At 65.5% G+C, this 24947-nt stretch carries 20 protein-coding genes; 8 read left to right on the forward strand and 12 right to left on the reverse strand.

Translation table 11 applies throughout. The annotated features are described in order from the left end of the window. The first annotated feature begins 240 nt into the window (after positions 1-240). Both D779_RS18760 and D779_RS18765 read left to right on the forward strand, forming a co-directional pair. Entirely contained in the window at positions 241-1638 is a 1398-nt protein-coding gene (locus D779_RS18760) for a multiheme c-type cytochrome (RefSeq protein WP_052348280.1), read from the forward strand. Further along, positions 1638-2288, forward strand: a complete 651-nt coding sequence (locus tag D779_RS18765) for a NapC/NirT family cytochrome c (protein ID WP_043757229.1) — start codon at positions 1638-1640, stop codon at positions 2286-2288. Before D779_RS18760 ends, D779_RS18765 begins: the two co-directional genes overlap by 1 nt. Before the next feature lie 54 nt (positions 2289-2342). On the opposite strand, the gene D779_RS18770 is transcribed toward D779_RS18765, so the two are convergent. The 5 genes from D779_RS18770 to D779_RS18790 all read right to left on the reverse strand — a co-directional run bounded on the left by D779_RS18770 (position 2343) and on the right by D779_RS18790 (position 6296). Next, the gene (locus tag D779_RS18770) at positions 2343-2564 is read right to left on the reverse strand and encodes a hypothetical protein (RefSeq protein WP_043757233.1); all 222 of its coding nucleotides are present in this window, start codon (positions 2562-2564) and stop codon (positions 2343-2345) included. Between the two features lie 155 nt (positions 2565-2719). Continuing rightward, positions 2720-3805 (reverse strand): AI-2E family transporter, encoded by a 1086-nt coding sequence (locus D779_RS18775; protein WP_043757236.1) that lies wholly within the window; start codon positions 3803-3805, stop codon positions 2720-2722. 174 nt (positions 3806-3979) lie between these two features. Then, positions 3980-4507, reverse strand: a complete 528-nt coding sequence (locus tag D779_RS18780) for a hypothetical protein (protein WP_052348274.1) — start codon at positions 4505-4507, stop codon at positions 3980-3982. Next, positions 4504-5436: a polysaccharide deacetylase family protein gene (locus tag D779_RS18785; RefSeq protein ID WP_043757239.1), complete on the reverse strand. Its 933-nt coding sequence runs from the start codon at positions 5434-5436 to the stop codon at positions 4504-4506. The genes D779_RS18780 and D779_RS18785 overlap by 4 nt, the downstream gene beginning before the upstream one ends. A gap of 2 nt (positions 5437-5438) precedes the next feature. Then, positions 5439-6296, reverse strand: coding sequence for a GNAT family N-acetyltransferase (locus D779_RS18790; protein WP_043757308.1), 858 nt, complete (start codon positions 6294-6296; stop codon positions 5439-5441). A gap of 250 nt (positions 6297-6546) precedes the next feature. On the opposite strand from D779_RS18790, the gene D779_RS18795 reads away from it, so the two are divergent. Beyond that, positions 6547-9369: a response regulator gene (locus tag D779_RS18795; RefSeq protein ID WP_052348275.1), complete on the forward strand. Its 2823-nt coding sequence runs from the start codon at positions 6547-6549 to the stop codon at positions 9367-9369. Positions 9370-9681: 312 nt separating this feature from the next. Here D779_RS18795 and D779_RS18800 read toward each other — a convergent pair whose 3' ends face one another. From D779_RS18800 to D779_RS18810, 3 genes are read right to left on the reverse strand one after another with little or no spacing between them, the layout of a single operon-like run. Beyond that, on the reverse strand, positions 9682-11970 hold the full coding sequence (locus tag D779_RS18800; RefSeq protein WP_052348276.1) for a hydrogenase maturation protease: 2289 nt from the start codon (positions 11968-11970) through the stop codon (positions 9682-9684). Next, positions 11963-13477: a nickel-dependent hydrogenase large subunit gene (locus tag D779_RS18805; RefSeq protein WP_043757241.1), complete on the reverse strand. Its 1515-nt coding sequence runs from the start codon at positions 13475-13477 to the stop codon at positions 11963-11965. The genes D779_RS18800 and D779_RS18805 overlap by 8 nt, the downstream gene beginning before the upstream one ends. Positions 13478-13480: 3 nt before the next feature. After that, entirely contained in the window at positions 13481-14413 is a 933-nt protein-coding gene (locus tag D779_RS18810; protein WP_043757243.1) for an NADH-quinone oxidoreductase subunit B family protein, read from the reverse strand. Positions 14414-14992: 579 nt separating this feature from the next. Between D779_RS18810 and D779_RS18815 the strand changes: the two genes are divergently transcribed. After that, positions 14993-16615 (forward strand): methyl-accepting chemotaxis protein, encoded by a 1623-nt coding sequence (locus tag D779_RS18815; RefSeq protein WP_232424244.1) that lies wholly within the window; start codon positions 14993-14995, stop codon positions 16613-16615. Here D779_RS18815 and D779_RS18820 read toward each other — a convergent pair. The 3 genes from D779_RS18820 to D779_RS18830 are packed head-to-tail and all read right to left on the reverse strand — an operon-like array spanning position 16603 to position 20169. Next, positions 16603-17250, reverse strand: a complete 648-nt coding sequence (locus D779_RS18820; protein WP_052348281.1) for a PqiC family protein — start codon at positions 17248-17250, stop codon at positions 16603-16605. The two genes, D779_RS18815 and D779_RS18820, sit on opposite strands and share 13 nt — an antisense overlap. 5 nt (positions 17251-17255) lie before the next feature. Next, the gene (locus tag D779_RS18825) at positions 17256-18932 is read right to left on the reverse strand and encodes a PqiB family protein (RefSeq protein ID WP_043757250.1); all 1677 of its coding nucleotides are present in this window, start codon (positions 18930-18932) and stop codon (positions 17256-17258) included. Further along, on the reverse strand, positions 18925-20169 hold the full coding sequence (locus tag D779_RS18830; protein ID WP_043757253.1) for a paraquat-inducible protein A: 1245 nt from the start codon (positions 20167-20169) through the stop codon (positions 18925-18927). The genes D779_RS18825 and D779_RS18830 overlap by 8 nt, the downstream gene beginning before the upstream one ends. 252 nt (positions 20170-20421) lie before the next feature. Here D779_RS18830 and D779_RS18840 point away from each other — a divergent pair, with 252 nt between their 5' ends. The 4 genes from D779_RS18840 (at position 20422) to D779_RS18855 (ending at position 24202) form a co-directional block, all read left to right on the forward strand. Next, positions 20422-21252, forward strand: a complete 831-nt coding sequence (locus D779_RS18840) for an alpha/beta fold hydrolase (protein ID WP_081763605.1) — start codon at positions 20422-20424, stop codon at positions 21250-21252. Positions 21253-21262: 10 nt separating this feature from the next. Then, entirely contained in the window at positions 21263-22468 is a 1206-nt protein-coding gene (locus tag D779_RS18845; protein ID WP_043757259.1) for a Bcr/CflA family multidrug efflux MFS transporter, read from the forward strand. Positions 22469-22671: 203 nt separating this feature from the next. Continuing rightward, complete coding sequence (locus D779_RS18850) at positions 22672-22839, forward strand: YgaP family membrane protein (protein WP_232424245.1); 168 nt, start codon at positions 22672-22674, stop codon at positions 22837-22839. A gap of 199 nt (positions 22840-23038) precedes the next feature. Continuing rightward, on the forward strand, positions 23039-24202 hold the full coding sequence (locus D779_RS18855) for a GGDEF domain-containing protein (RefSeq protein ID WP_052348277.1): 1164 nt from the start codon (positions 23039-23041) through the stop codon (positions 24200-24202). A 47-nt stretch (positions 24203-24249) separates the two neighbouring features. Here the strand turns inward: D779_RS18855 and D779_RS18860 are convergent, their stop codons facing one another. Continuing rightward, entirely contained in the window at positions 24250-24771 is a 522-nt protein-coding gene (locus D779_RS18860; protein WP_043757265.1) for a TIGR00645 family protein, read from the reverse strand. Between the last annotated feature and the right edge of the window lie 176 nt (positions 24772-24947).

Below are 24947 nucleotides of genomic sequence, written 5' to 3' on the forward strand. Positions count from 1 at the left end.
AGGTTATGCGCGAGCGTCGTCAGGGGCGACCGGCTCCCGTTCTGCCGCCACCTGCTGCGGCGTGAGAGCAGGGGGGAACCGAACGGATACGACTTCAATATCCATCGACCGGCTCATAATGAACGACGACTCGGTCGCTCGACACAATTGGATTCAATAATAAAGATCAAGGCCATTGCCATGGGTAATAATAAAACCCGTATATCTCTTTCACGCGAGGTGATTGCGATCCTGCTCGGGATGCTGTTCTCCGGCCCGATAGCGGCGGAGAAGGTAAAGCTGGATCCCGCCAATTGGGGACACGAGGCGGGAGCCGACTGCGTGAGCTGCCATGCCAAGGCCTCGGCCGGACTCACCGGTCAGTGGCGTTCCAGCGCCCATCGGGAGGCCGGCGTGAACTGCATGGACTGTCATCGGGCGGAGCGCTCGGACCCGGATGCCATCGAGCATGAGGGACAGATCATCGCGACCATCGTCTCCCCCCGGGATTGCGGCCGCTGCCATACGAAAGAGTTCGAGGAACAGCAGGGATCGGTCCATGCCGAGGCGTTCGCCCTCATCGAGACACGTCTGCCGGCCCTGGCCGACAACGTCGGCGGACCGGCGATGCGTATCGCGTCCTGCGATCAGTGCCACGGCTCCCGGGTCAAGGTTCTAGGTGACGGCTCCCTGGACACGGCGACCTGGCCGAACTCGGGAATCGGACGCATCAATCCAGACGGGTCCAAGGGTTCCTGCTCCGCCTGCCATGGCCGGCATGGCTTCTCCAAGGCCCAGGCCAGAGAACCGGATGCCTGCGTGCGCTGTCATTCGGGCCCGGACTCTCCGGACAAGGAGATCTTCGAGGCATCCAAGCACGGGATGATCTATGCCGCTCGTAAGGACGCCATGAATCTCACGGCCGACACCTGGGTCGCGGGCCGCGACTACACGGCCGCCCCCACCTGCGTGACCTGCCACATGGGCGGGGCTGGCAAGCTTCCGCCCAGTCATGACGTGGGCATGCGCAATGTCTGGAGCCTGAACGCGCCCGTTTCGGAGCGTCAGTATCTGGTTCTGCTCGAGGACGGATCCAAGATGGAGCTTCCCTCGACGGCCCAGGTGCCCAGGCGCGGAAGCGAGCTGGCCCGAGCGGACGGCCGCGTCGCCAAGGTCAAGGTCGTGGTGACGCCCGAACGGCGCCGGCAGGCGATGTCGATGGTCTGTCTGGAGTGCCACGGCAAGGGGTTCACGCGCGGATTCATGGACCAGTTCGACGGGGTCGTGGAGCTCTTCAACGACAAGTTCGGGATCCCGGCCAAGAGGATCATGGCTCGGCTCTATGCCGAGGGTCTGCTGACGCCCACCCCATTCGACGAGCCGATCGAATTCGCCTACTGGGAACTGTGGCACGACGAGGGCGCCAGGGCACGGCATGGAGCCGCCATGATGAGCCCGAACCATGCCTGGTGGGAGGGCATGTATCGGGTCGGGCGCAATTTCTACTCGGACTTCTTGATCCAGGCCCGCGCCGCGGCCGGTCCGAGATCGGCCGAGCTGGTCGACTCGGTACTGGAAGGCCTGAGCGCGCACGCATGGCTCGCCGATCCCGATCGGCCGAGCCCGATCCTGGGCCTCGATGACGAGGAGACGCCTTGATGCGCATCCGGACGGCCTTCCCTCTCGCGATCACACGCCATACGCTGATCGCTCTGGTCATCGGCGGTCTCGGTGGACTCCTGTTTATGCTCTTCCTCATCGAGTTCGACGCCGCGACCAGCCACACCGAGTTCTGCACCGGCTGTCATTCGATGCGCTTCGCGGATCAGAGCTACCGTCAGTCGCTCCATTTCGACTCGCCGTCCGGCGTTCGCGCCTCGTGCGGCGACTGTCACGTGTCGCCGGGTCTCATCCGGGGGACCTGGGATCATATGGTCGGCATCCGCGATTTCTTCAAGGAGATCCTCGGCCCCGATTACGGCGACCCGGCGATCCATCTGGTTCATCTGCCGGAGGCGGCCTTCGCGGCGCGCGCCTGGTTCCGCCGCAACGATTCGGCCACCTGCCGAAGCTGTCACACCCAGGAGGCCATACTGGGCGAGCGCGCGAATACGGCCGCCATCCACCGCGAGGAGGCGCGGGACAAGACCTGCATCGACTGTCACTACAACCTGGTCCACCGCCGGGTACCCAGCGAGCGGACCTTCAAGAGAGCGGCCTGGAACGCGATGGTCGAGGAGGAGCTGGGATTGGAACCGGGTGAGGCCGCGCGATTGCTGGAGCAAGGGCGGCATGCGCGGGGAGATTGAGGCGGAGCACAGGATTCGAGGAGGGTGGCCGTCAGCGCGCTGGCGGCCTATCGTTCAATGCAGGCATCGTCCCAGTCGCTGCCCGCCTCCGGGCAGCACGGCGATCAGGAAGGCGAATGCGAGCGCGGCGGCTCCCGCCAGAACCATCAGCAATGCGGCATGGGCAACGGGCACCATGATCCCGAAGGACTCGGCGATCGGGAGGAGCGACAGCCCAGACACCAGAAGAAGGGCGGAAAGAGTAACGCTGGTCCGTATGGTCGTGCAGGCGTTCATGGTCTCATCTCAATCATTACTTCATAACTGAATTCTAATATTCACGGGTCCAATTGCAACTGGATCCTTTCCGAAATGAGATCAGGGTCAATATCTTGCGGCGGGTTCGACCGGGCGTCCGGTCTTCAGCTCGAACCCCGGGTCTGGCCCGCCTGTTAGGCTTCGGCGCCCTTGCCCCGCGCCGAGTCATAGGCGCGCTTGGCCTCGACCTCGGGGCCGAGCATGATAGCGAAGGGACGCGTCTGGGGATTGGCGTCGAGCGCGATCTTGAGCGCCATGGTCAGCGGAACCGACAGGAACATGCCGACGGAGCCGAGGACATAGCCCCAGAAGATCAAGGAGACGAAGACGACCAGGGTCGAGAGTCCGAGTCCGCGCCCCATGACGCGAGGCTCGACGAAGTTGCCGATGAGGACGTTGACGCTGATGTAGCCGATGGCCACCAGGAGCGCGGACTCCAGGTCGAGTTGAACCAGCGCCAGCAGCACCGCGGGGATGGCGGCGATGATCGAGCCGATGGTGGGCACGAAGTTGAGCAGGAACGCGAGCGTCGCCCACATGGCCGCGAAGTCGACCCCCAGAATGGTCAGCCAGACCCAGATCAGCAGACCGGTGGCCAGACTGGTGTTGGCCTTGATGAACATGTAGCCGTTGATGGTCTCCAGCACCTGGCGCAGGCGGTCCATGGACACCTCGGGCGTGCGCAGGGCGGCCCGGAGCTTCTCGGGCAGGCTGTTGGCCTCGAGCAGGATGAAGATGATCGTCAGCAGGATGAGAAAGGCATTGGCGAGCGCCCCGCCCAGCCCCTTGATGAGATCGCTGGCGAAGCCGAGGATGCGCGAGGGATCGATCATCGAGCTCAACGCATCCTTGCGGATGTGCAGGCCGACGGCATCGAGCCAGCTCGCCGCCTCTCCGGTCATGACCTTGAGCCGCTCCTGATAGTCGGGGAGACTCTGGTTGAAGTCGTTCAGCGAGCTGCTGAAGAGTCCGACCATGCCGCCTCCGACACCCACGAGCACGGCGACGACCAGCAGCATGGCGGCCCAGCCGGGCAGACCGCGCCTGCGCAGATAGCGGATGGGCGGCTGAAGCACCACCGCGATGAAGACCGCGAGCAGGAAGGGTGTGACCAGATTCGCGGCGGCCTTGAGCCCGGCGACCACCACGACGAAGGCGGCGGCGACCAGCAGAAAGCGCGCGGCTGGGGTGAATCCGAATGACTGACCCGTCTCTGACATGGGATTTGGCTCGATTGCGGTGTGCCAGGCGCAAAAGTGTATCTCAAAGAAAGCGCCCTCGGCTGACAGCGAACCGCCTCCGGCGATTCGGCGCACAGCGGACCCTACAGTCGACGCCTCGGTAGGGTCCGCGGTGCGGACCCAAGCTCTGTCACCTGATTATCAGACAGCCGCTCATCGCCCGGACGAGCGACCGGCCGGCTCGGCGGTATCGATGATCAGATGGTCGCCGACCACCTGCCGGACCTGCTCGACCGAGAGCGGCGGCCCGAATCTGCAGTTGTAATAGGGGGCGATGCAGCGCAGGAAGAGCACCTGGCTCGGCGCCTGCGATTCGAGCCACCAGACGCTTTCCTGGAAGAGCGGATCGGAGCAGCTGGTGACCTGGAAGAACGCGGGGATGCGAGTGGTCGGATCGATCAGGATCCGCTCGGAGACACGGCCGATCCGGAATGTGCCCTGCCTGATCCATTGCGGCTCCTCGCCCGAGACCCGGCGGACCTCCAGCTCGCAATAGGGCGCGATCTTGTTGCTGGATCCGGCCAGGCGCCCGTTCTGCAGGATCGCATGGGCACGCTGGGGAGGGATCTCGATGGGGGCGCCGATGCTCAGGCCGATCGACTCCAGCCCCGATCGGGACGGCGATGCACAGCCGACGAGCGCGACGGCCAGCAGACAGACGATGATCACTGTATCGGTCATGGCGTCTCGGAGGAGTCCCGGTGGGGCTGGCCGAAGTGTGCGATCCAATGCTCGGCGATCTCTTGTCGGCGGCAGAACCAGACCGCGTCGAACCCGGAGGCATAGTCCAGGAATCGGGCCACGGCCCGGGCACGCGAGGGATGTCCGCTGATCCTGGAATGCAGCCCGACGCTCATCATGGCCGGACGCTCCCGGCCCTCGAACCGCAGCATGTCGAAGGCATCGCGCAGCAGGATGAAGAAGTCCTCCGCCGTGGCGCATCCAGGTGACAGAAGATAGCGGATATCGTTGGTGACGAGGCTGTAGGGGACGACCAGATGGGATCGATCCCCATCGGTCAGCCAATAGGGCCGCTCGTCGTCGTAGGCGTCCGAGTCGTAGAGAAAACCGCCCTGCTCCACCAGCAGCCGACGGGTGTTGGGACTGACCCGCCCCGTATACCAACCGACCGGCTGCCGACCGCTGGTCTCGGCGATGATCCGGCAGGTACGGGCGATGTGCTCGCGCTCGGTCGTCTCGTCGACATCCTGATAGTCGATCCAGCGGTAGCCATGCCCCGCGACCTCGTGCCCCAGTTGCCCGAGCGCGGCGCCGGCCTCTGGATCGAGCTCCAGGGCCCGCCCGGAGGCGAAGGCGGTGAATGGGATCTGGCGCTCGTCGAAGAGGCGCAGCAGACGCCAGAAGCCGACCCGTGCGCCATAGTCGAAGAGCCCCTCGGCACTGTAGTGACGCCGACCGAGACGCCGCCGCATGCCGGCCAGCTCGGGCAGATAGTCCTCCGAGCCGTCGTCGCCGTTGAGGATCGTACGCTCGGCACCCTCCTCCAGATTGACGACGCACTGCAGGGCGATCCGCGCGCCGAAGGGCCACCGTGGATGCGGTGGATTGCGGCCGTATCCGCGGAGATCGCGCGGATGCCAGGGGTCCACGGCTAACCCAGCTCGAAGGTGGTGACCCCGAAGATCTCCGCGTCCGGGAGCTCCGGGAAGGGACCGTAGTACATGCGGACGCAGCCGAAGACCTCATGGAGCCCATGGCGCGCCACGAGCGCCAGCGCCTGCGGGTTGTTCTCCGGGACGTCGAGGAAGATGGGCTCCCCGGGCGCATGATCCACGAGTCCGTAGAAGAGCGCCTCGGCGATCTGGACGTCGGCGGCGAAGAGTGGGCCGATCTTGAAACCTTGGCGGCAGGGCCGTATGACGCCATACCCCAGGAACCGGTCGTCCTGCATCGCCCCGAGCGCGAGCGCCCCGGGCTGGGCGATCCAGGCACGCAGGAAATCGCCGCGCGGAGCGGGGAAATGGGCGGCATCATAGTCGAGCAGAAGGTCGAAAGGCACCTCGGACAGATCGACCAGACGCTCGTCGCGCTTGACCGAGAAGCCGAGACCCTCGAAGCGCAGATCCCGGTGGCTCAGCGCGAAACCGCCCTGGGCATAGAAGTCCTGCATGGCGAAGACGCCGTCCATGCCGATCGCCGCCGGCTCCTGCAGCCTGGCGATCAGGCGGTCGCGGCGCGCGAGCCAGAGCTGGCGGCCGAGCCCCTGACCGCGTTGATCGGGACGCACGATGAAGAATCCCATGAAACCGAAGCGCCCGCCGTAGGCGACGATGGAGCCGCCGCCGACCAGTTCGCCATCCCGCTCGGCGGCGATGAAGCCTTCCGGATCCGTATCCCAAAAGATCTGGGCGTCGTTGAGGCCGGGATTCCATTCCTCGGCGGCGGCCCAATCCACCAATGTATCCAGCTCGGGGCGGGTCATGGCGCGGATGTTCAGATCGGAAACCATCGTCATACTCCTAGGGTGTCGCTCGTGAGAACCGAAGCGGGACGCGCGAGCGTACCCGCCCCAAGGATAGACCGTGTGCGGCATGGATGCCGAGGAAGGCGCATCTGGCCACCCTCCAGCCTCTGGTGAAGAGCACCCTGCCCCATGCAAGTCGCATCGACCTGGGTGCGATCCGCTTGGATCGACACGGCGAAATCTCGATATATAGTGCATAGGACTTCCCGGCAGATCACGGCAACCGGACATCCCCTTGACGCTCATCGCTGACGAAACGACGGTTTCGAAGATCCATCTGGTTGGCACCCTGCTCACCATACTCTTCATCGCCTCGGGGCTGAGCGCCTTTTATTCCTGGTGGGCACTGCAGGATGAACGCGTCACGCTGGAGCGCATCGAGCAGGCGGCGGCCCGTCATGCCGCCTCTCGGCTCGAGGCCGCGACGCACACCGCCCTCGGCTTCATCGCGCTCGCACGCTCGGGCACCAAGGCCGACCATGTCGCGAACGGGGAGCGGTCTCAAAAGGGCCAGGCGCTCGAGTATCTGCGCCGCCTGCGCCTCGCCGAAAGCGGATTTCTCTGGGTCTTTACGCGCGATGGGCGATGCCTGCTGTCGCCGGCCTATCCGGACATGGAGGGTCTTTCCCTCGATGAGCTCGCTCCGCGGAGACGCGATGCGATCGCGACGATCCTCGCTCGGGCGGACGACGGAGGACTCGTCCGCTACGACTGGCCGACCGATGGCGCTCCCCCCCTCCCCCGAAACGCCTTCATCGGCGTCTTCCAACCCTGGGACTGGGTACTGATCGCAAGCGACGACGACAACAGCCTGCGGGCGGTCATCGACCGGGAGGTCCATCATGACCGGACTCTGCCCTGGCATCTCGGCAATCCGACGCTCGCGCTCGGCGTCACCCTGGCCTTGGGGCTCACGGCCTCGCTGCTCTTCTCCGGTTGGCCGAGCCGCTTGTTCAAACGCGATCACAGCGAACACCAGACCCAGGCCGAGGCGCTCGCCGCCAGCGCGGCCAGGCTGTCGAGCGACATGGGTACGCACCGAGAGACCGAGGCGGCGCTGCGCGAGAGCGAGCAGCGACTCTCCACCCTGGTCGCCAACCTGCCCGGCATCGCCTATCGCTGTCTGAACGCGCCCGGATGGCCGATGATCTTCATGAGCGAGCAGACGCTCATGCTCACCGGACGCCCGGCCAAGGCGTTCCTCGACGGAGCCACCCGCTATAGCGACATCGTCCATCCCGAGGATCGCGACTTGGTGTGGAAGCGGATCCAGCTGCCGATCCAGGCCAAGCGGCCCTTCACCACCGAATATCGCATCCTTCACGCCGACGGATCGGAACGCTGGGTGTGGGAACAGGGACGAGGCGTCTTCGACGAGCATGGGAACCTGATCGCACTGGAGGGACTCATCCTCGACATCACCGATCGCCAGTTGGCCGTACAGGCGTTGCGCGAGAGCGAAGAGCGCTACCGGGCGATCGTCGAGAGCCAGGACGATGCCGTCTGCCGCTGGCTTGCGGACGGTACCCTGACCTTCGTCAACAGCGCCTATCGCACCCTGTTCGCCGACCCGGGGGAGGATCTGATCGGACGCTGCTGGTTCGATCTCGTGCCCGAGGCCGACCGCCCACCCGTGGTCGCTCGCTGCCGGGAACTGGCCGCAAGACCGCGCACGATCCGCTACGAACACCCTGTCATCTCGCACGACGGCAGCATCTACTGGATCCAGTGGGTGGACGTCCCCCTGCTCGACGCCGGGGGGCGCTGCGTCGAATTCCAGTCGGTCGGCCGCGACGTCACCGAGCGCAAGCGGATCACCGCCGAGCTCGAGCAGCATCGCAATCATCTGGAAGAGTTGGTGGCCGAACGGACGGCCGAGCTGGAGGTCGCCAACGAGGCGGCGGAGCGGGCCAACCGTGCCAAGAGCGATTTCCTGGCCAACATGAGCCACGAGATCCGCACCCCGCTCAACGCCGTGCTCGGCATGGTCCATCTGATCCGCCGCGACGGCGTGACGCCGCAACAGGAGGATCGGCTCGAGAAGATCCAGGTCGCCGGACAGCACCTGCTCGACATCATCAACGCGATCCTCGACCTCTCCAAGATCGAATCCGGCCAGGTGATCCTGGAGGAGACCGAGGTCAAGATCAGCGCGATCGTGCGCAACCTGCTGTCCATCCTCTCCGAGAAGGCCCATGCCAAGGGGCTGGCGCTTCGGGTCCAGCTGCCGCATCTGCCGCCCGGCCTCATCGGCGACCCGGCGCGCATCCAGCAGGCCCTGCTGAACTATCTGTCCAATGCCATCAAGTTCACCGAACGCGGATCCGTCACGCTGCGTGCGCGCATCGAAGAGGATCGGGGCGAGACCATCGTGCTGAGATTCGAGGTCGAGGACACCGGAATCGGCATCGCGCCGGAGCAAGGGTCCCGCCTGTTCACCGCCTTCGAGCAGGCCGATCGCTCGATCACCCGCCGCTACGGGGGCACCGGACTGGGCCTGGCCATCACCAAGCGGCTGGCGCGGTCCATGGGTGGAGAGGCGGGGCTCGAGAGCACGCCCGGGGTCGGCAGCACCTTCTGGTTCGACATCTGCCTCAGGCGCGGCGCGCCCGCCATGGATAGCGCAGAAGCCGCCCGCGCCGTGACGGGACCCCGGCCGGAGCCGCCGCCGGAACACGCGGCACGCCGTCTCCTGATCGTCGAGGACGAGCCGGTCAACCTCGAGGTGGCACAGGAATTCATCGCCGACCTGGGACTCCGGGTCGATAGCGCGGGCAACGGCGCCGAGGCCCTGGAACTGGTGCGGCGAAACCCCTACGACCTCATCCTCATGGACATGCAGATGCCGGTGATGGACGGTCTGGAGGCGACGCGCCGCATCCGCGCGCTCGGGATTCGAACACCCATCATCGCCATGACGGCGAACGCCTTCTCGCAGGATCGGGAGCGTTGCCTCGAGGCAGGCATGGACGATTTCCTGTCCAAACCGATCGACCCGCACACCCTGGTCGGCACCCTCGAACGCTGGCGGTCCAGGATTGGCGAGGTCTCTCGCTGAACCCGGCGCAGCCGATCGCGCTCCTCGGCGGGGGATTCATTCCCGCGGATAGAGCTGCACGCTCTCCTGCTCGTTGGGGTCGTTGCGCGCCACGATGGCGATCGCCTCCTCGGTCGCGCTCAGGTTGACCGGTTGGTGTGGCACGCCTTCCGGGATGAAAGTGGCCTGGCGGTGACTATCTCGCGCTCAGGGTTCATTGCCCGACCTCTCGATGAATAGACTGCTCGAATCGCATCTGTAGCTCCTGAAGGTTGGAACCTGCCCTGGCGGTCCTAATGATCCACAGATGGGAATCTAGGGCCGCGCCGGGTTTCAGTCCAGTGGGGCGAGCCATTTGGAGAGGGTGGCCTGCATCCGGTCCGGGTCGACGGGCTTGGAGACGAAATCGTCCATTCCTGCCTCCTCGCAGAGATGACGGTCCTCATCGAAGGCATTGGCGGTCATGGCGATGATGGGGGTTCGGACCCCGAGCCCGCGGATGCGGCGCGTCGCCTCCAGACCGTCCATCACCGGCATCTGCATGTCCATGAGGACGAGATCGAAGCGCTCGCGCTCGACCAGTTCGACGGCCTCGCCCCCATGGCCGGCGAGGGTAACGCTCGCCCCCAGGTGGTGCAGCAGCTCGGACGCCACCACCTGGTTGATCTCGTTGTCTTCGACGACCAGGATACGAGCTCCGGCGCGCATTCCTGTCGGTGCATGAGCGGACGGCTGATCCAGCTGCGGGGCCGCGGTCTCCAGCGTCAGGGTGAACCAGAAGCAGCTCCCCTGCCCCAGGACGCTGCCGACGCCCGCATCGCCGCCCATGAGCTCGACGAGCCGCTTCGAGATCGCCAGGCCCAATCCGGTGCCTCCGTACTTGCGCGTGGTCGAATTCTCGGCCTGCTCGAAGGCCACGAAGATCCGCTCGAGCGCCTCCTCGGCGATGCCGATCCCGGTGTCCTCGACCTCGAACCGGAGCTGAAACCGATCGCCGACGGACGCCTCGAGCCTGACGCGCAGGAGGATGCGACCCCGCTCGGTGAAGCGGACCGCATTGCCGATAAAATTGATCAGGACCTGACTGATCCGCAGGGCATCGCCGAGGAACTCAAGGTCGTAGAGATCGGGATCCACCTCATGGAGCAGCGCCACCTCGCCGTCCCGAACCCGCTCGGCCATCATGCTGCAGGTCTCTTCGACGAGGGTGGCCACGCTCAAGGGCGCCCGCTCGATCCGGACCTGACCGGCCTCGATCTTGGAGAAGTCGAGTATGTCGTTGATGACCCGGAGCAGATGCGTGGCCGCATTCATGATTTTCCCGATCTTGTCTTGCTGATTCGGGGTCAATGGCTCCGTGCGCAGCAGATAGGCGAACCCCATGATGGCGTTCATCGGTGTGCGGATCTCGTGCGACATATTGGCGAGAAAGGCGCTCTTGGCCCGATTGGCGCTCTCCGCCTGCTCCTTGGCGATCCTCAGATCGTGGGTTTGGGCCTCGACCAGGGCCGCGAGGTTGTCGCGATGGGATTTCAGCTCCTCGGCGGTCTGCGCCAGCCTGATCTGATTGTCGCGCAGATCCTGTTCGCGCTGCTTGATGGCCGAGATGTTGGCCGCGACCAGGATGGCACCCTCCAGCTTTCCGGAGACGCCGTGCAGAAGACTGGCGTTGACCAGATAGGGCACCTCCCGAACCCCGGCCTCGCCCCGCTCGGCGCGGGCATGACGGAATCCGAGCTCGGCACGCAGATGTCCGCCATGGGCACGAATGACATCGAGCAGTCGCGGTCCCCTGCTCCCCTCGGGCAGGAGATCCTTCAATGCCTGTCTGCCGTCGGGACCGAGACGCTCCTCGAGAAAGGTTCCGAGCGTCTCCGCGGGCGAATAGCCCAGTTCCTTTTGCAACAGCCGATTGACCTTGGTAATGCGTCCCTTGTCGTCCATTAGGACGAAGATCTCGTCCATGGTATCGATGGCCCGTTCCATGGTCCCGTTGAGCTGGGACATCTCCTGGGAGCGTCTCCCGAGCTCGTCCTGCTGATGCTCGTATTCGCCGATCATCAGATCCAGGGCATCGGCGCTCTTGAGCAGCTCGCTTTCCAGGGCCTCGTTGGCCTGGCGCAGGACCTGAAGCTCGTCGGCCAGTTCGACATCGAGGTCGCTGGTCGCTGGCTGCAGCCAGCGCTCGCGGATGAGGCCGGTCGCCTCTCCGACCGCGGCGGCGAGCTCCAGTGACAGACCCGGCCGGAAGGTCTCGATGCGATCCACCTCGGCCACCAGACAAGCGATGTGCGGCAGTCTCGCCAGGCTCGTCCGCGCATTGGCCAGCAGATGCCCGATCCCGGCGCCATGCGCGCCGGCGATATCGGACTCGAACGGAATCGCATCAGAAGGGATCAGGCGCACCCGGCCCGGACGCTCGCCCTCCATCGCGTCGACCAGCAGCAGTTCCTCGCAATCCTCGAACAGATCGAGGACATGCAGATCCGGGCTGCCGCATTCATGGATCCCGACGTCCCGCGGCACCGCCGAGCGACGCAGCGCCATGGCCACGGCCGGCCCGAAGGCGTCGTCGCCATGCAATGGATTGCCGAAGCAGAGAATGCGCAGCCGCTCAGACACAAGGATAGGTTTTCCTGGAGCGACCGATGAAATGCACCGTGCAGACCAGACAAGGGTCGTGCGAGCGGATGACGTGCCCGATCTGGACCGGGTCCTCGGGATCCTCCAGACGCAGCCCGATCAGACTGCGCTCCCAATGGCCCGGCTGGCCCGCGCTGTCGCGAGGCGAGGCGTTCCAGGCGGTCGGGGTGACGATCTGATAACCCTGGATCACGCCATTGCCGATGCGCAGCCAGTGCCCGAGCGCACCACGCGCCGCCTCGACCAGACCGCAGCCCTCCCCGTCCGGCCAGTCCTGGATGCCGGGGTCGACGAAGTGCGGCTCGTCCATGCAGCGCTGCAGCGCGTCCAGCTCCTCGGCCATGGCCCGCACCGTCCAGGCCGCCCGGCGCAGCCGCGCGAACTGGCGCAGCCAGGTATTGTCGCCCTCGGCCGCGAGCAGATCCGTGATCAGGGGCTCGGCACCGATCCGCAGCTCGGCCAGGGGACCGGTTTGGGCCACCTTGTCGCCGTAGCGCGGCGCCTTGGCCCAGGTGTAGCGGCCCTGGCCGGACATATGATCCGGGATGGTCTCGCCCGACCAGGGATGACGTCCGCCGGGATAGGGCATGAACCAGCTGTGGCTGACATGCTCGTTGATCCTCATCTGGTCGAGCGGCTCGACCCGGTCCGCGTCGCCATCGTAGAAGCCCGCCGGGAACCCGCCCCCATCGACCGGATCCGGTCTCATGCCGAAGCTGATCAGGTGCGGCGTGCCCCGCCCCAGGGACTGGAGCCCGATCGAGCGCGAGAAGCGGCACAGCAGTCCCAGTCCGGCATCGCGATGCGCGGCGGAGGATTCCAGCCACTCGAAGAAGGCGGGGCCGCTGTCCAGCGCGAGCCAGGTATCCAGGTTATCGCCAAGCACGCTGCGTTCGAGCCAGGCGCGCGTCTCCGCCACCAGATAACGCGCATCGAGCAAGCGACCGGCGTTGGCGGGCAGCGTCACGCCCCCCGGCACCATGTAGCTGGAGTGCGGCCATTGGCCGCCGAAGATGGCGACGATGCGCAGGACCTTGCGGCTGGTCTCCAGACATCCCCGTGCCACGTCCCCCTGGAAGGGTGCGAAGGATCTCGCGGCATCATCGGCGAGCGGATGACCGGCATAGCTCGGATGGCAGAAATCCGGGGTGAAGAAGAGGAAGGTCTGACGCAGATCGCTCTGCAGATTCTCGGCCATCAGACAGAGATCGCGGATGTGGGTGGCGTGCCGGGGTGGACGGATGCCGCCGATCCGCTCCAGCGCGCGCACCGTCGCATAGAGATGGGCCGTGCCGCAGATCCCGCAGACGCGAGGCGTGATCACCAGCGCGTCGCGCGGGGCGCGGCCGATGAGGATCTGCTCGAAGCCCCGATAGAGCGTGCCGATGCAGCGGGCGTCGACGATGACATCGTCCTCCAGATCGACCTGGATCTCCAGATCGCCCTCGACCCGATTCAGATCGATCTCGACGGTGCGGCGCGCCATGACTCAGGGCTCCATGTCGCGGTTGAGGATGCGCTCGGGTGCCGCCGCCTTGGCCAGGTTCTTGTAGGCCATGTACTTGGCGCGCGAGACCCCGAGCGGAAGCCGCTTGGGCACGGCGCCGATCTTGGGCGTGACGAAGAGATCCCGGTCCGGCGGGAACATGGGCGAGGTACAGCCCAGACAGGGTACGCCGGCCCGCGTCTTGCTGCTGCGCCCGTTCCACAAGGCGGCGTTGCAGATCCCCGGGGTCATGGGTCCCTGGCACCCGAGGGCGAAGAAGAGACAGCCGCGCCCGCCGAGCACCTCGTCCTCGGCATCGTATTCGTGGTATTCGTTGCGGGTACAGCCCTGATGGATGAGGGTGGAGAAAAAGGCGGCCGGACGATTGAAGCCGTCCAGATCGATCGGTACGCCGGCCGCGACCATGGCCAGCACCTTGGTCATGACGTCCGGATGGGCCGGACATCCGGAGACGTTGATCACCGGCTGCCCGGCGCCTCCGCGCCATGCCTCCCCCAGGAGACCGCCGGGCCTGGTCTGCATGAATTGCAGACCGGTGCAGTCGGTCGGGTTCGGGGTCGCGGCATGGACCCCTCCGAAGGCGGCACAGGTACCCATGGCGATCACATGCCCGGCGATCGAGGCGAGCTGGCGCACGATGTCGATCTTGGGACGCGACCTCCAGGTATCGAAGAGACCCGAGCCACTGGGCCCCGTCATGAGACTGCCCTCGATACAGAGGATATCGAGCGGCTCTCGGCCCAAAAGCAGTGCATCCAAAACCGCGCCGAAGCGCCGTTCCGACGTCAGCGAGGGATGCCACAGCAGACGTGGACGGCCCTGATCCAGCAGGGACTCGAGGCTCGGCTGCTCCGCGCACAGGAGCGCCATCGAATCGCCGCTGCAGGCACCCGTTTGCATCCAGACCAGATTCATCGTCCAACCTCCGGGGGATTTGGATCGGGATACAGCCAGCATAGATCAATGTACGGATTCGGCCCCCGAGCGATTCGGCGTCCGATTCCGGACGCATCATGATGGAGAACCGATGCGCGACGATGCGTCCTGGTTCTCAGAACCAAGCGGCACAATCAAAGACTCTTCAACGACCGAAAGGCTAGAACGACCGAAAGGCTAGCGCTCGGCACCAACCGAGCGACGAGGATCCGGCGACCTCGTATTTCATTGACGCACGACGAAAGTTGCGCGCAGTGGTGTTGCGAACGCGCGATGCATCCACATATCGTGATGCCATATAGCACAATACGGACGATGGATGCCTGAGCCTGGAAGATCGGGACCGAATTGTGACATAAGGCGCATAGGATGCCGTCGATCATCCACCCACGAGGATCGGCGGCAAGCTGGAGATTCTGAGCGGGCATGAGCATCCAGGCTGTATCGGAATGACGTCATGCGGATGGAAATTCGATTCGAGTCTGGTGCAATGTGGTGAACGCTATGGGATTTTGGTCGATCGGCGCCCTTGTCGGCGTCCTCTCTGGCTTGAGTGGAATGCTCTCGACGACTCTGTTCGGTGATCGTTCGATCCTGGCCGCCGCCTCGCACGCGATGATGGGCCTGGCGATCGCCGTCATCACGGCGATACTCCTCAGGCAGACCCTGGGCCGCGCGCTCGCCGACCTGGAATCCACCATGTTGCGCATGCTTGGCGACGGGGATCTGTCCCGCCGCGCGCACCTGGCCAAGGGTCCGGTCCAAGGCGCGGCGACGGGCTTCAACCGTCTCATCGAGAGCTTCCAGGGCATCATCGGCAAGGTGATCTTCGATGCCGAACGGGTCGCGGCGACCGCCGATGTACTGGCCAGGCACGCGAGCACCGTCGCCGACGGATCCAACGCGCAGCGCGAGACCTCGGTCAGTCTGGTCGAGCGACTGGAACGCATGACCGCCGGGGTGAACAGTGCCGCCGAGCACGCCACCCGGACCGCCGAGAACGCCCAGGACGCGCGTGACCTCTCCCAAGAAGGGGCGCGCACGGTCGCCAACGCCTCGGACGAGATCGAGCGCATCGCGCGCTCGGTCGAGTCCTCCGCGCAGACGGTCGCCGCGCTCGGCGAGCGCTCCCAGGCGATCGGCGGAATCGTCAACGTCATCCGCGAGATCGCCGACCAGACCAGCCTGCTCGCCCTGAACGCGGCGATCGAGGCGGCGCGCGCAGGCGAGCAGGGCCGCGGATTCGCCGTGGTCGCGGACGAGGTCCGCAATCTCGCCGAGCGCACCTCGACCTCGACCAGCGAGATCGCCACCATGATCTCTAACATCCAGCAGGAGACCCAGGCGGCGATCGGCGCGATCCGCCGCGACAGCGAGCAGGCCCACGCGGGCGCCGAGCTCGCGCGCCAGGCGGCCGCGTCGCTCGAACGCATCAACCAGGGCGCCCAGGAGACCATGGAGCGGGTCGACGAGATCGCGACCCTGATCGCCGAGCAGGGCCGGGAGAGCGAACAGGTGGTCGGACACGTCCACGAGATCATGTCCATGATCGAGACCAATACCGCCGGTGCCTCCGAGACCCTGCGGGAGGCGCAGGAGCTGGAGAGCCTGGCGGTCAACATCGACGAGATCAGCACGGTCTTCAAGCTCGGCAGCGCCGGCACCGAGGCCATCGGCCTCCACAAGCGGATGCCCGAGATCGTCCAGCGCGCCGCCGGCGAGCTCGGACGGGCGCTGGAAGCGGCACTGGACAAGGGCGAGCTGGACGAGAAGCGGCTCTTCGAGTCGCGCTACGAGCCCATCCCCAACACCAGGCCGCAGAAATACACGACCGGATTCGACGGCCTGACCGACCGGCTCTTCCCGCCGATCCAGGAGCCGATCCTCGAACGCAACCCGCAGCTGGTCTATGTCATCGGCTGCGATCTCAAGGGCTACGTCCCCACCCACAACCGGCGCTTCTCGCAGCCGCTCACGGGCGATCCGGACATCGATCTGCTCGCCAACCGGACCAAGCGCATCTTCGAGGATACGGTCGGGCGCCGCTGCGGCGCGCACGAGCTGTCGTTCCTGATCCAGACCTATCGCCGGGACACGGGCGAGATCGTCCACGACATCTCGGCTCCGGTCTACGTCCGGGGACGTCACTGGGGCGGGTGCCGCATCGGCTATCGCGCCTGATCGGCGGACGCCGGATCCCCGAGCGCCTCGGCCGGCGGCGGCAGCGCGCTCAGCGCCCGCGCCACGTCGCGGCTGAAATCGGCCAGGACGCCGCTGAGCGCCTCGATCAGGGCGTCCCGATCGGTCTCCGCGCCGCTCCAGGGACGCGCGTATCGGTCCTCGCGCACCAGCAGTACCCGATCGCGAGCGGGCTCCAGCACCACCCAGCGCACCTTGAGCACGGCCTCTCCTCGCTCCGTGCCCTCGAATGCCAGAACCTCCGCGCCGACCCGGTAATCGAGCGGATAGCGGATGTCGCTCGGCAGCACCAGGATGCGGCTGCTCCCGAGCAGCCTGCCCAGGTTCTCGCTCCAGACCCGCAGGAAATCGTCTTGCAGCGTCCCGCCCCAGCGGTGGTACTCGTCGATCATAAGCCGATTGCCGGTCTCGCGCGCCACGATCTGGGGGCGATCGAGGAAGACCGGAAAGGTGACCGGACCCAGCCCGACGCTCAACGCCTGCCACGAGCGCTCCGCCTCCCCGGCGGCGGGCGCCATGGGCGCCAGGGTATAGAAGCTCGACGGCGGGGTGCTCGCGCAGCCGAGCAGCATAGCGGCGACCGATAGTCCGATCGCTCCGGTGCGGATCCTGCTCATCGATCTCATCTCCCCTTGCCCTTGAGCAGCGCCTCGGGATGGCGCTCCAGATAATCGGCCAGCAGCCGAACCGCGCGCGCGGCGGACGAGACGTCCTGGAACATGCGCTGCAGATCCGCCTGGAAGGGCGAGCTCGTCGAGAGCATGGAGCCGGCCTTCTCGAGCGCCCGCGACCCCTCCTCCAGCGTCCTGGCGAGCTCCGGGGCGATGCTGTGGTTGAGCTGCTCGACCGTCCCGCGCACCTGTTCCAGGGTCGCGCGCAGCGCGCCCAGGGTCTGTTCGAGCTCGCCCGAGTTCAGTAGCGCGCTGGCGCCCGCCACCGTGGTGCCGAGGTCGCGTCCGATCCGATCGAGCGGAATGGCGTCGATCTTGTCGAGAATATGGGTGACCTTGGTGGTCAGCGCCTCGAGGGGCGTCGGGATGGTCGGAATCAGATCGTAATCGCCGTAGGTTCCCACGACCCCCGGCCCGGCGTCCGGATAGATGTCCAGATCCACGTAGAGACCGCCCGTCAGGAGACTCTCGAACTTGAGCTGGCCGCGCAGTCCGCTCGAGACCAGGCGCTCGATCAGGTTGACTCCCTCCAGCGAGGCGGCATCGCCGCGAATGGCGATCCGATCCGGCTCGACCTCGATCAGCACCGGAATCTGGAACTCGGAATCCTCGATGCTGTACTGCAGCTGGATGTCGAGCACCTTGCCGATGTCGATGCCCTTGAGCAGCACCGGGGCGCCGATGGCGAGCCCGCGCACCGAGCCCTCGAAGAAGAGCAGATAGCGCTCCTTGCGCGAATAGGTCTTGGCATGCGCCGCCTCCCGGGTCGGATAGAGCGGAAAGGTCTCCGGCAGGGTCCGGCCGCCGTCGCCCGAATCGATGGTCTCCGGGGTATCGAACCCGATCCCGCCGACGACCACCGATAGCAGCGACTGGGTATCCAGGCTGAAGCCGCTGCCCGACATGGAGAAATCGATCCCGCTGGCGTTCCAGAACCGCGTATTGCCGGACACCAGGGCATCATGGGGCGCGGACACGAAGACCTCGATGCTGACGGCCTGGCCGTCGTCATCCAGTGCGTAGCCGACCACCTGACCGACCTGGATCTGTCGGTAGTAGACGGGCGAGCCGATGTTGAGCGAGCCGAGCGTCGGCGAGCGCAGCACGAACTGCCGGCCCGGCTCGGCCGTGGTGAAGAGCGGCGGCTCCTCCAGCCCCTCGAAACGCCGCTGGTCACGCCCCTGATCGCCCGGATCCATTGCGATATAGGCCCCGGACAGGAGGGTGTCCAGTCCCGAGACCCCGCTGGCGCTGACCCTGGGACGTTCGACCCAGAAGCGGGTGTTCTCGCTCAGATGCTCGGCGAAACCGTGCTTGAGCTCGGCGGTGACGAGCACGGTCTTGAGATCCGGGCCCACGTCGATCGCCGTGACCTGTCCGACCTCGACGTCCTTGAACTTGACCTTGGTCTGTCCCGAGGACAGCCCGGAGGCGGTCTTGAACTCGATGACGACCGTGGGTCCACGCTCGCTCAGGGTCTTGAAGGCCAGCCAGCCGCCCACCACCACCGCGATCAGCGGAATCAGCCAGACCAGAGACAGGCGCGGGGCCGATTTGACCGCCGCCTCGGGCACGACACCCGTCTCACCCCCGCTCCCTTCGTTCGGACCTCCCGAGGTCTCAGACATGCTTCCGCTCCAAACCGTCCCAGATGAGTCTGGGATCGAAAGACATCGCCGCGAGCATCGTCAGCACGACCACGGCGCAGAAATAGATCGCCCCCGCCTCCGCCTGGACCGAGGCCAGGTTGCCAAGCCGCACCAGGGCGACCAGGATGGTGACCACGTAGACGTCGACCATCGACCAGCGCCCGATCGCCTCGGTAATGCGATAGAGCCGGGTCCGCTCGCGCGGACTCCACCGGGATCCGAGCTGTACCGAGAGCAACAAGGTCAGCAGAATCAGCAGTTTGAGCATCGGGACGAAGATGCTGGCGACGAAGACGATGACGGCCAGGGGCCACATTCCGTTCTCGAAGAGAAACACGACCCCGCTCAGGATGGTATCCGACTGACTCTTGCCGAGCGAGGTCACGGTCATGATGGGCAGCAGATTGGCCGGGATATAGAAGGCGACCGCCGCCAGCAGCAGGGCCCAGGTGCGTTGGATACTATTAGGCTTGCGCCCGTGCAGGACATCGGCGCAGCGCGGACAGCGCAGATGGCGCCCGTCCCAGAGGGCGGAATCGCGATGGATCACCAGTTTGCAGACATCGCACGCCAGGTGTCCATCGCCCGGCCTCGGCGGTCTCACCGGCTCGCGCATCCAGGGCACCCGCGACCAGACCAGATCCGGATCCAACGCCGACTGGGCACCGGCCAGCACCAGAATGAGGATGCCGAAGGCGAAGAGCGCCGCCCCGGGAAGGATGGTCGCCATCTCGGAGAGCTTCACCACCGAGACCAGGATGCCCAGCATGAAGACGTCCGTCATCCCCCAGGGCGTCAGGGTGCGGACCCAGCGAAACAGCTCCGGCAGCCAGAAGGGCATGCGGCCCAAACTCAAGGGGACGAGTACCGTCAGCAGCAGCACCAGCTGCAGCCCGGGCGCCAGGATGCTGGTGAAGAAGACCACCGAGGCGATGAAGAGATTGCCTCCCTCCCATAGGTCCAGAACGCCCGTCATGAGCGTCGTGTAGGTCGTCTGACCGCCCATCTCGAAGGCGAGGAAGGGAAAGGCGTTGGCGATGACGAAAAGCAGGATGCCGGCGACCGTCAGGGCCAGGGTGCGATTGAGGCTGTCCGGGCGGTCCCGGTGCAGCACGTTGCCGCAGCGCACGCAGACGGCCGTTCCGCCGGGCGGAAGCGCCGGATTGCGTTGCAGCAAGCCGCATTCCAGACATTCGGTCAGCGTGTCTCGGCCCATGGGTCACCGCACCTCGAACGGGGTCTCATCCAAGCCGTGCATTCTCATCCCGATGCTGCGACTGCACAAATCGCGGTGAAGGGCGCATAATCGCGCCTCTGCTTCGAACATCCGCCGACACCACCTCATGATCCGGGCCGCAAGGGTTTCAGCCGATCCGATCGGCCCGACGTCGATGATATGCCGGTCCCGGCCGCCAATGGCCACCCCACCCAAGACAGGTGCGCACTGCACCGACCGATCCCAATGACGATGCATACTCAAGAACCGCAATCCACATCTGACACCCATCCGACTCGATTCGACCGCCCGGCCTCGACAGCCATCGACGATCTCTGGAACCTGGCGACCAGCCCCTGGCGCCTGGCGCTCGAAAGCCGGGCCGGCTGGGAATTCGGCGCACTCATGGCGAGCCAGCCGTGGCTGACGCTGGCACCTCACGGCGACGGACATCCGGTACTGGTGCTGCCGAGACTGCTCGGCTGCGACCTCTCGACCCAGCCGCTGCGCACCTTCCTGACACAGATGGGCTACGAGAGCCATACTTGGGGCCTGGGATTGAACGTCGGACCCCGCACCGGGATCCTGGACGCCTGCATGGACCGGCTCATCGCACTGGAAAAGCGCTCCGGACGCAAGGTCAGTCTGATCGGCTGGAGCCTGGGCGGTCTCTACGCGCGAGAGCTGGCCAAGGAGGCCCCCGAGCGGGTACGACAGGTGATCACGCTCGGATCGCCCTTCACCGGTCATCCCACTCCGACCCAGATCTGGGACTTTTATCGGGATCTGACCGGCGATCATATGGGCCTGCCGCATGAGCATGGCTCGCTTGCCGAGGACCCCCAGGTACCCACAACCTCCATCTTCAGCCGCAGCGACGGCATCGTACCCTGGACCTGCAGCCAGACGCAGCCAGGGGCACTGACCGAAAACATCGAGGTCGAATCCAGCCATCTCGGCCTGGCGGTCAATCCGGCCTCGCTTCACGCGATCGCCGATCGGCTCGCACAGCCGGAGGGAAGCTGGAGCCCCTTCGATCGCAGCGGCCTGCGCGGCCTCTTCTATCCGGATCCAGGGAGGTAACCAGCCAAGGATGCAGATACGCCCCAGCCTTCTGATCGTACTCGGACTCCTGTCCGGTCTGACACCATTCGCCATCGATCTCTATCTGCCGAGTCTGCCGTCGATCGCCCAGGATCTGGGCTCGTCCATCGAGATGGCCCAACTCAGCGTCACCGTCTATCTCGGTGTCTTCGCCGGGGCGCATCTCTTCCTCGGACCGCTCTCGGATGTGCTGGGGCGGCGCGCGACCATCGGCGGAGGACTGATCCTCTTCCTGGTCGCCGCGCTCGTCTGCATGCTGGCCACGCGCATGGAGGTGCTGCTCGCGGCCCGCGCGCTGCAGGCGCTTGGCGGCGCCGCGGTCGCCGTGACCATCCCCGCCCTGGTGCGGGATCTCTACGAGAAGGACGATTACGCCCGCGTCATGAGCCTGGTGATGCTGGTAATGGCCCTGGCACCATTGATCGCACCCAGCCTGGGCTCGCTCATCATCGGCTTCGTCACCTGGCGAATCGTCTTCCTGACCCTGTTCGCCATCGCCGGCATCGCCACCCTGCTCTATTTCGCGCTCCTGCAGGAGACACTGCACCGGGAGCATCGGCACGACTTCGATCTGGGTCTGATCCTGCGCAACTATCTGAGGATCGTGCGGCATCGCGCCGCCATCGGTTACCTGCTGGCCGGGGCCTTCAGCTTCGCCGGCATGATGACCTTCATCGTCACCTCGCCCTACGTCTATATCGAGCTGTACCAGCTGCCGGCGACCTGGTTCGGGCTCGTCTTCGCGGGCAACGTCGGACTCTCGATGATCGTCTCCTCGCTCAACGCCCGCTTCGCCCCACGCCTGGGGGCCGACCGGCTGCTGGGCTGGGCGCTCGGGGTCCAGGGACTGACCGCGATCGTGGCGCTCTCGCTGATCGCGCTCGACCAGGCTCCCTTTTGGTCCATCATCCTGATGACGGCACTCTATCTGGGCGTAACCGGGGTCGTGCTCGGGAATGCCATGGCGGGCTACATGGCGTTCTTCTCGAAATCCGCGGGTACGGCCTCGGCGTTCGCCGGCGCCTCGCGATTCGGCGCCGGGGCGCTGATGGGCACGTTCGCCAGCATCGGCCACGATGGAACCGCCACTCCGCTCCTGGTCGGAATGGGCATCTCCGGACTCATGGGACTGTTCGTCTTCTCCACGCTCTGCCGGGAGACGCTCCGACCGGACCGGGCCGCCGATCACGGCTGATCGGGACCGAGTCGGCCCGAGAGACGACGTTGGCGCATCGACATGCTTTTCCTGATACCCCATTTGTTTTATGGTTACTGCCCTGTGACCGGGTCACAGAGAACGAAGCAACCGATCCAGGTTGGCTTGCGGCGCCGCTCGCGGCCCGCGGGCCCATAATTCATACCAGACGACCTGACTGGAGCATCGAAATGAAAAAGAACATGGGTGACAAAGACAGAATGTATCGCGCGATCGCGGGCGTCCTGATCCTTCTCTGGGGCGTCTCGAACGCCAACGCCTTGGGTCTGATCGGATTCGTCGTGCTGGCAACCGCCTATTTCCGCTTCTGCCCGGTCTATATCCCCATGGATATCGACACGACCCGCTGATCTCGTGGCGCGATCGGCGATAGAGTTCGCCGATCGCTCGCGGCACGGGCAAGACCAAGACACAGGGACGTGTCACCCTCTTATCCTCTCCCCGCCTATCGGAACCTTGCCCGCGCCATAGGCATGGGGCTCGTCGCCAGTCGCAATACCCGCTAATCTTCGACGCCAAGAAACGACTCTATCCGCGGCACGACAACCGATGGCGAAATTCTGGAAGCGCCCCAGCCAACCCGAGAACGGCGACCCGCCGATCGATCTCTCCAAAGAGAACAAGACCCCAGGCCACTCGGACCCGCTCCTCGAGCAAACGGCCCTGGACCAGCTGGCCGCGGTGATGCGGACCCTGGGCAAATACGCCTTCGACCTGGACGAGATCAAGGCCAGCGCCATCGGCGATCAGGTCGAGATCTGGGTGCGGCACATCCTCATGGCCACACCTCAGCAGAACGATGAAGACCAAGCGGACGAGGATCGGAAGACCCAAGCCACCGCGCGCCGCGACTGGGCCGGACTGCAGAAATTCGTGGCGACCCTGAGGCGCGGCGAGCAGGCCTACGTCAAGCGTCAGGTCGTGGGGACGCGTCAGGTCATGGGGGATTTCGTCCAGACGCTCGGGCGCGTCCTGGCCGAGGATCAGGACGAGCAGGCCCGGGTGCTGTCGGCCATCGATCAGCTGCGCCTCGCCATCGAGGAGGACAGGCCGCTCGAGGTGGTGAGTCAGGAGGCCATACTGGCGATCGATCTCATCAGGGAGATCGCCCAGGAGCGCAGCCAACGTCATCAGGGGCTGCTGCAGGAACTGACGGGCAAGCTCCAGTCGCTGCGCGGCGAGCTCGACGCCGCCCAGCGCGAGATGGAGATCGACTCGCTCACCCGGCTCTACAACCGCAAGGCGTTCGACATCCAGCTCGAGCGCGTCTTCGAGCTGTGTCGGCTCTCCGGCCAGCCGGCCTGCCTGATGATGATCGATGCCGACCATTTCAAGCGCATCAACGACGACTATGGGCATCCGGTCGGCGATCTGGTGCTGAAACGGATCGCGAAATGCTGCCTGCAGAGCTTTCCGCGCAAGACGGATTTCGTCGCCCGCTACGGCGGCGAGGAATTCGCGGTCGTGCTGCAGGACACCCCGATGCGAACGGCGTTCCAGCTTGGCGACCGGCTGCTGGACGTCGTTCGCGATATGGAGATCGAGCATGAGGAAGTGGAAGAGGTCATACGCATCACCCTCTCCATCGGCGTCGCCGAACTCGATCCCAAGGCCACGCCCAGCCAATGGCTGAGCGCCGCCGACGCGGCCCTCTATCAGGCCAAGGGCGAGGGACGGGACCGCATCGTCACCAGTCAAGGGTCGAGCGGCTGAACGGCGGCCGGCCCGCGAGCCGTGGAGAGACCCGCGGGCGCGCTTCCTCAATGCTCTTTCGTCGGATGCTCGCGATGGTCAGCGAATGAGATGCGGTCCAGCACGCCCAGCAGCAGCGCCGAGACCACGAAGGTCAGGTGGATGATGACGTACCACATGAGCTGGTCGCTCGGAACCTGGGGGATGTTGACGAACACCTGCAGCAGATGGATCGAGGAGATGGCCACGATCGAGGCCGCCACCTTCAGCTTCAGGGTCCCGGCATCCAGCTTGCCGAGCCAGTTCAGCTTGTCGTCATCCTCGTCGATATCGATCTGGGAGACGAAGTTCTCGTAGCCGGAGAACATGACCATCACCACCAGACTGGCGACCAGAGACAGATCGATCAGTCCGAGGATGAGGAGCACCATGTCCGGCTCCGACATCTCGAGGATATGCGCCAGAAGGTGATAGATCTCCTGGAAGAACTTGACGGTGAGCGCCATCAGCACCAGGGCCAAGCCGAGATAGAGGGGCGCGAGCAACCAGCGGCTGCCATAGAGCAGACGTTCGATGAAACGTTCGAGCACCTGGATTCGATCTCCGATCAGTATTTGGATAGACGCCGACGCCGGTCGATATGGGACCGGCGTCGGCGCAATGCGCTCTAAGATACGAGCCAACTCTGCTTATCGCGGGAATTATACCCCGGATTCCGCCGGCCCTCTCCCATGGCTCCGGCCTGGAGCCGAGCGACCGCCCGGAT

This window comes from Imhoffiella purpurea, assembly GCF_000585215.1.
GTDB lineage: Bacteria > Pseudomonadota > Gammaproteobacteria > Chromatiales > Chromatiaceae > Imhoffiella > Imhoffiella purpurea.